Source organism: Anaerolineae bacterium (genome assembly GCA_014360855.1).
Lineage (GTDB): Bacteria > Chloroflexota > Anaerolineae > JACIWP01 > JACIWP01 > JACIWP01.
Window position 1 is genome coordinate 1 of the sequence record JACIWP010000147.1, and the last position, 7,856, is coordinate 7,856.

Consider the following 7,856-nt stretch of genomic DNA (forward strand, 5'->3'; position numbering starts at 1 on the left):
CACGGCGCCGACAGCTACGCCGATCCCCACCGCGACCCCTACCAGCGCGCCGGCCACCCCAACCCCTACCCGCACACCGACGAACCCGCCGGCCACCGCCACACCGACGTGGACGCCAACCCGCACGCCGACCTCCGCGCCGGCGACGCCGACCGCTACGCCGGCGCCCATCGGCACGCCCATTACCGTGACCCTTCAGCCGGGCGTCAACGGCTATGCCGGCGTGCTGGATACCTGCATCAACTTCTGGTACAAGACCACCAACTTTGGGACCAAGGTCACCCTGCCCATCCATTACAGCTACAATGAAATCGTGGCCTCCTTGATCCGCTTTGACCTGTCCAGCATCCCGCGCAATGCCCAGGTCGAGTCGGCCACACTGAGCCTGTACACATCCTACCGCAGTGTTGCGGATGATATCGTCGCCAGTGTCTACCGTATGCGCCGGCCGTGGGCGGAAATGGAGGCGACCTGGCAGTTGGCCTCCGCCGGCCATCCCTGGGGGGCGCCCGGTGCCAACGATACAACCGTTGACCGGGACGCGACGCCCCTGGACCAGAAGATCCTGACCCAGACCGGCGCGTGGTATGATTTCAATATCACCCGCGCCGTGCAGGAATGGGTGACCCAGCCGAGCCTGAACTACGGCCTGGTCATCAAGGGTTACATCAACCGATCCGTGCAGTATGACTTCGTCTCATCGAACTGTCCGACGGTATCCTTACGTCCCAAGCTGACCATCGTGTACCGGCTGACCGCCGGCCCGACGCCCACGCCTATCCCCACCGCCACGCCGACGCCGACCATCACGCCCACGCCAACGGTGGGAGGGACGCCCATCACCCGGCAGTATCAGCACAGCGCTCTGGATACCTACATCAGTGCCAACAGCCCCACCACCAACTTCGGGCGCGAGGCGAACCTGGCGGTGCGCACGGCCAAGGAAGACAACGTCATGGCGTCCCTGCTCTATTTCAATATCAGCGATATCCCGACCAATGCGGTGGTGACGAGTGCCCGGCTGGAGGTGTATACCTATCAGCGGAGCAACCCCAGCTACATCTGGGTGCAGACCTACAAGATGCTGAGGCCGTGGAATGTATCGCAGGCCACCTGGCAGAACGCCGCCAGCGGACAGCCGTGGCAGGCCGCCGGCGCCAGCGGTCCCAATGACCGCGACAGCACCTACAGCGACCGGAAGGCCGTGGAGGTGCTCAATACCTGGTACAGCTTTGATGTGACCGGCATGGTGCAGGAGTGGGTGCGCGCGCCGGCCCAGAACTACGGCGTCATGCTCTATGCCACCGGCGAGACCTATACCCAGTACGATTTCGTCTCCTCCGATAACCAGGAGCTGGCCGCTCAGCATCCGCGATTGATTGTGACGTACTGGGTGCCGGGACCATCTGCACCCACGGCCACCCCCACGCGCACCAATACGCCGGCGCCCACCGCCACGCCGACGCGCACATTCACCCCCACGGCCACGCCGACGAGGACGAACACGCCTGCGCCGGCTACGCCTACCCCGACACCGACCGCCACGAGCACCTCTGCCCCGGTGCCGCCTCCGCCGGCCGGCGATGTGCAGACCATCGTCCTGCAGGAAGGGAGCAACGGCTATGCCGGCGTGGAGGACACGTTCATCAACGGCTGGTCGGTGGACACCAACTACGGCACAAACACTCGGCTCCTGGTGCGCTCCGGGGAATGGATGTCGGCGCTTCTGCGCTTTGACCTGAGCGGACTGCCGGCCGGCGTCTCGGTGCAGGAGGCGAAGCTGGGCCTGTATGTCAGCGGCCGGAGCAACACCAATCCTATCACCATGGAAGTGTACCGCCTGCGCCGGCCGTGGCGCGAGATGGAGGCCACCTGGAACCTGGCGCGCGCCGGCGATGCCTGGGGCGTCCCGGGTGCCAAGGCAGCCGGCACGGACCTTGATAGCGCGCCGTTGAGCCGTCTGCAGATGAACGGCATCTCGACCTGGGCGGAATGGGACATCACCGCGGCAGTGCGGGATTGGCTGGCGGCGCCGGCGTCCAACTTCGGTGTCATCGTGAAGAGCTTCGACCTGGCCGGCGTGCAGTACAACATCCTCTCCTCGGAATCGGGGAATGTGACACTGCGGCCGCGCCTGACCATCCGCTATGTGGCCGGCGCGCCTGTGCCGCCCACCAGCACTCCAACGCCCGTGCCGGCTACCCCCACGCCCACACCGACCATGACGCCGACGCCCACTGCCACGGCTACCGCCGCACCGACACCGACGGCGACACCCACCCAGCCGCCGTCCGCCGGCGGACAGGAATTCACCATCGTGCTCCAGCGCGGGCTGAATGGGTACAGCGGGGTTTCGGACAGCACCATGAACGGCTGGGAGCCGGCGACGCTGTACGGGAGGATCGCTCGTATTTACATCCGCTCCGGGGAATGGATGGAGGGCGTCCTGCGCTTTGACCTGAGCAGTATCCCCGAGAACGCGGTGGTCAAGCGGGCGGTGCTAGGCATGTTCGTGGATGCCCGCAGTAACTCCTACACCATGGACGTGCAGGTGCACCGCTTACTGCGGCCGTGGAAGGAGAGCGAGGTGAACTGGAACCAGGCGATGAACGGCATCCCATGGGCGGAGCCAGGCGCCAAGGCCGCCGGCGTCGATTCCGCCGCGGAATATGTGGCCCGCACCACCCTCAACGCCGTGCAAACCTGGGTGGAATGGGATATCACCCCGCTGGTGCAGGATTGGGTGCGCTATCCGGAGGGCAACTTCGGCATGCTGTTGAAAGGCGTGGGCAGTGCCGGCGTGCGGTATGACCTCTTCTCATCGGAGTGGGCGAACGTGAGCGCCCGGCCGAAGCTCACGATTACGTACATGGTGCCGTAACGGCCCACCAGACGGGCGGACGCGGGGATGAGGTGAGTGCCTCATCCCCGCGTTTTGATGCGGCGGCTTTGGCTCCGCCCCGGGTGACACTCACCCGCGAGGTGAGTGTCACCTGCGTAGGTTCCTGCCACCCTTCCAGCTCGCGCTTTGGCCCTGCTTCATCCCCTGTGCTATAATGCGCCCAACATCCTGTCCGGAGGAGGAGAAGAGCTTGCCTGTGCCTGGCAATCCCTACCATACGGCCGGCCCGGTGCCGGCGGACGGCTTTTTCGTCGGCCGGCGCGAGGTCATGGCGTGGGTCTGGCAGGGTCTGGAACACGGCGAACGCCTGCTCATCATCGAGGGCGAGCCGTGTATGGGGAAAAGCTCCCTTTTACTGCGCCTGGCGCGGGAGGCCGAGGAGCCGTACACGGCGGTGTATCTGTCCCTCGTCGAAGGCCGGCCCGATCCCTGGCCGGCCCTGCTGGAGGCGCTGAGCGCGGGGACGGGACAGGCTATCCCATCCACTGCTGAGGCGGAGGAATTGGCCCAGGCACTGCAGGGATGGTCGGCGCAGGGCCGGCTGGTGATCCTGCTGGACGACCTGGAGCGGCGGCTCCGCGAGGATCAGGATGGCGCCGCCTGGACGTTCCTGGAGCGCCTGGCGGTGCTCTGGGGGCGCTTCCCCCGCCTGGCGCTGGTGTGTGCGGCAGTTTCCGCCGAGTATCTGCGCCGGCTGGATAAGCTTCCCTTTGGCCGGGCGCCGGCGCGCCGGCTGGAGCCGCTGAGCCGCGTGGAGACGATGCGGCTGATCCGCGTGCCGGCGGAGGGCCGGCTGGAGTATGAGTACGAGGCGCTGGAGCGCATTGACGAGCTGACCGGCCGGCGCCCCTATTTCGTGCAACTGTTATGCGCCGAAATTTTCGACCAGCGGGCAGAAGCCGGCCGGGCCGGCCTGGTGGACATTGACCCGGCGCTGGAGGCGATCGCACAGCGTCCCCTGCCCATCTTCGTGCAGATGTGGGAGCGGGCTTCCGCAGAGGGGAAGATCCTCCTCAGCTTGATAGGCGCACTGCGGGGGGAGCAAACGGTCATCACGCCGGCGCAGATGGCGGTGGCCCTGCGCGCCGAGGGCATTGAGGCCGCCCTCCCGGATATCCTGGCGGAGCTGGACCTGCTGGAGAGAGCCGGCGTGCTGGAGCAGTTGGGCGCGACCAGCTATCGTCCGGTGGTGGAGATATTTCGCTACTGGCTCCGGGTCCAGCATCCGCCGGCGCAGGTGCTGACACGCCTGCGCTGGAACCCCCGCCGCAAACAGCGGCCGGCGGAGGAGGAAACCCCCGCGCCGGCGCCTCACCGCTCCTGGACAGCGGCCCTGCTGGTGCCCCTGATGGTCCTGCTGGTCGCGGTAGCTCTGATGGCCTTTTTGCGCCCGCCGGCCTCTTCCCCGCCGGCGACCCCGACGCCTACCCCGGGCCTGGCAACCCTGGCGGCCATGCTGGTTGGGGATGCAAACAAAGGTACCCCATCGCCGGCCGTTCTCCCACAGGTCACACCCTCTCCGACTTGGACGGCGACGCCGACCAAACCGCTGGTGCTGGCGCGCCCCCTGCCGGCCATCGCCTATATGAGCAAACAGGGCAAGGCGAAATGGCAAATATGGGTCATGGGGGCGGATGGCAGTCTGCCGACGGCATTGACGGCGGATGAAGGGGAAAACACCTCCCCCGTCTGGGCGCCGGAGGGCAAGCGGCTGGCGTTCGTCTCGGACCGCGATGGCAACAAGGAAATTTACGTGATGAACGTTGATGGAACGGAGGCCCGCAATCTGACGAACGAGCCGGCCGATGACTGGACGCCGGCCTGGTCGCCCGACGGTACGGAGATCGCCTTCTCCTCCATGCGGGACGGCAACTGGGAAATTTACGTGATGTGGGCGGACGGCACTTACCCAATGCGGCTGACGAATGATCCGGGGGCGGATCTCGCGCCGGCCTGGTCACCGGATGGCAAGTGGATCGCCTTCGCTTCCAAGCGGGATGGGGATTGGGATATTTACGTGATGGACCGCTCCGGGCAGAACGTGAAGCAGTTGACCAACGCGCGCGGCAGTGACCTGTCGCCGGCCTGGTCGCCGGACGGCCGCTACATCGCCTTCGAGTCCAACCGCGACGGCAACGCCGAGATATATATCATGCTGGCGAACGGGGACCAACAGCAGAACCTGACGCGCACGCCCGGCGCCAACGACCACTGGCCGGCCTGGTCGCCGGACGGCACGCGCATCGCTTTTTGCTCCAACCGGGACGGCGAGTGGGGCATTTACGTCATGCGCATGGACGGCAGTGACGTGGTGCGTATCTCGCCGGCCGGCGTCAACAGCCAGGCGCCGGCGTGGCGCCCGTAATCAGGGCGCCACCCAGCGCGTGACGGCGATATGGCGGATCAGGTCCTCCCCATGAATGTAATAGGCGGTGAGGATGGTGCCATCGGGCAACTGTACGGAGGAAGGATAGCCGATGTCACGCGAGGCGCCGTCGTCCCGCAGGATAATCTCATGCTCGATATCCCAGGTGCGGCCGTTGTCCTCGCTGAGGCAGGCGCGCACCCCGAAGGGCGGCCGGCGGTAGCCGTACGTGCACAGCAGGCGCCCATCGGTCAGCGGCAGGACATGGGCCGGATGCCCCCACATGGGCGTTGGCTCCAGCTCCGTCCAGGTCCGTCCCCCGTCGTATGAAAAGGCCCGGTAGAGGTACTGATAGTTGCGCGGCTCGCCGGCGCGCAGGACGGCGATCAGATGGCCGGCCGGCGTCAGCGCCAGCGCCGGCTCCTCGAAGCTGATGCGCTCCTCCGGATCGCGCGCGATGAGGCCGGCATTCCCCCAGGTCTGGCCCCCATCTGTCGAGCGCACCACATAGGACGTGCAGACCCGCGAGGGATAATGCGCGCCGTAGATGCCCATCAGCAGGGTGCCGTCGGGAAGCTCGAGGACGGCATCGGCGGTACCGGCGCGCGGCAGAGGAGAGCTGTCCACACGCGCCGGCGGCTCCCAGTTCCTCCCGTCATCGCGCGAGCGGATGACCCACGGCCCCTCCACATCCGCCCAGGAGCCGTCATAGAGATGATATGCGGGGAAGGGAAGCCGGTGTTTCTCCTGTTCCGGCACCACCCGCCAGCGGAAGAAGTTGATCAGCAGGGTGCCGTCGTGCAGTTCGGTGATGGAGCAGTCCTGCTCGCCGCATTCCGGATCGCTGGGGGGCAGGATGGTGATGGGGGTCCAGGTGCGCCCGTCATCAAAGGAGCGGGAATAGGCGATGCGGGCGCCTTGGTCGACGTGGTCATATTTCCCCAGACGCACGGCCTGCACGCTGAAGGCGCCGGCGCGGCGGAAGACCAGCCACAGCTCGCCGTTGCGGCGTCGGGCCAGGCCGGGGAAGCAGGAATAGGCTCCTTCATCCTTGTACACGATGATGTGTTCCATACGCGGGCTCCTTGTGAGCAGGGTGATGGGGCCGGCGTCAATCAATGCGCATGCGCGGGTCCAGCGCATCGCGCAGGCCGTCGCCGACGAAGTTGACACATAGCACGGTCAGGGCAATCATAATGCCCGGCGGCACCCACAGCCACGGCATGCGCGACAGCACGGTGAGCTTCTGGGCGTCGGTGAGCATCTGTCCCCAGCTTGGTTGGGGCGGCGGGACGCCCAGTCCCAGGAAGCTGAGGCTGGCCTCGGTCAGGATGGCGCCGGCCATGCCGAAGGTGGCGGCCACGGTGATAGGCCCGACACAGTTGGGCAAAAGGTGGCGCAGGATGAGCCGGCCGCTCGGCACCCCCACACAGCGGGCAGCGGTGACGAACTCCTGTTCCCGCAGGCTGAGGAACTGCCCCCGCACCAGCCGGCAGATGCTGGGCCAGGCCAGGAAGCCGATGACGGCCATGATGTTGTACAGGCTGGCGCCGATCAGCGCCACCACCGTGATAATGATGATGAGCAGGGGGAAGCACATGAAGACATCGGTGATGCGCATGATGATGGTGTCCACGACGCCGCCGTAGTAGCCGGCGATCGCGCCCAGTATCGTCCCGATCAGGGTGTAGATCATGACGGCCACCAGGCCGACCGAGAGGGATACCCGCGTGGCATACACCAGCCGCGCCCACACATCGCGGCCCAACGGGTCGGTCCCCAGGATGTGTTCGCGAGAGGGCGGCATCTTGATGGCCGAGTAATCCTGGTAATAGGGGTCCTGGCCGGCCACGTAGGGGGCCAAGATGGCCACCAGGGCCAGGAGGATGATGACGACGGCGCCGGCGACCGCCAGCCGATGCCGCAGGAATCTGCGCAGGATGCGCTGTCCCATACTTTCCTGGCGCATTGCCCGCCAGTTCACGTTCACTGCTTGGGTTCCCTGTACTGCCATGTCCGCTTCCCTGTCAGTGGAATGGTGAAGGTGACGCAGAGGTCACCCGGAAATCTCACAATCCTTCGCCGGCGAGCTGTCTCAGCGCCGGCCACAGCCCAAGGGCCTGCACGCCGTCGGCGCGGTAGATGCCGATGGCATCGGCGCCGGCGTCCCTCGCGATGTGGGCCGCGCGCAGGATATCCCCCGCGGTGGAAAGGCGGCGCTCGCCCCAACAGCACAACTGCGCCATGAGAGGGATCGCATCTCCAAGGGCCTGCCGGGCGGCGCGCACCTGGCCGGCGATGGCCTCCAGATCTCCGGTCATCAGGCGCAGGGTGATGGCATCCACGAGGCCCTCCCGCGCCCAGGCCGGCCAGTCGTGGCCCCAGCGGTAGGCCGCGGCCGGCTCGCCGGCGACTGCCGCTGAAAGGATGGTGCCGGCCGGCAGGGCTTGGCGCAGTTCGCGGAGGAAGCGGGTGGTGAAGCCGGCGCAGTGCCTCAGCCACTCTTCTTCCGCGGCGCCGGCCGGCGGCCGGCCGTACGTCTCCTCGAAGCTTCGCACAATGGGCGTTTCGAACCCGAAAGGGCTGGCG

At 66.7% G+C, this 7,856-nt stretch carries 5 protein-coding genes; 2 read left to right on the forward strand and 3 right to left on the reverse strand.

The window, feature by feature from the left end:
- Positions 1-2,881 (forward strand): DNRLRE domain-containing protein (locus tag H5T60_09025; protein ID MBC7242573.1); only part of this gene is annotated, 2,881 nt, incomplete at its 5' end.
- 211 nt (positions 2,882-3,092) lie between these two features.
- Complete coding sequence (locus H5T60_09030; protein MBC7242574.1) at positions 3,093-5,267, forward strand: PD40 domain-containing protein; 2,175 nt, start codon at positions 3,093-3,095, stop codon at positions 5,265-5,267.
- Here the strand turns inward: H5T60_09030 and H5T60_09035 are convergent, their stop codons facing one another.
- The 3 genes from H5T60_09035 to H5T60_09045 form a co-directional block, all read right to left on the reverse strand.
- Positions 5,268-6,341 carry an exo-alpha-sialidase gene (locus H5T60_09035; protein ID MBC7242575.1) on the reverse strand — a complete coding sequence of 358 codons (1,074 nt, stop codon included), beginning with the start codon at positions 6,339-6,341 and terminating at the stop codon, positions 5,268-5,270.
- A 37-nt stretch (positions 6,342-6,378) separates the two neighbouring features.
- Complete coding sequence (locus H5T60_09040) at positions 6,379-7,281, reverse strand: ABC transporter permease (GenBank protein MBC7242576.1); 903 nt, start codon at positions 7,279-7,281, stop codon at positions 6,379-6,381.
- A 55-nt stretch (positions 7,282-7,336) separates the two neighbouring features.
- Positions 7,337-7,856 (reverse strand): hypothetical protein (locus H5T60_09045; GenBank protein MBC7242577.1); only part of this gene is annotated, 520 nt, incomplete at its 5' end.

Excerpts from the sequence above, each read along its gene's own strand:
- H5T60_09035 (MBC7242575.1), bottom strand. The coding sequence starts at position 6,341 with ATGGAACACATCATCGTGTACAAGGATGAAGGAGCCTATTCCTGCTTC.
- H5T60_09040 (MBC7242576.1), bottom strand. The coding sequence starts at position 7,281 with ATGGCAGTACAGGGAACCCAAGCAGTGAACGTGAACTGGCGGGCAATG.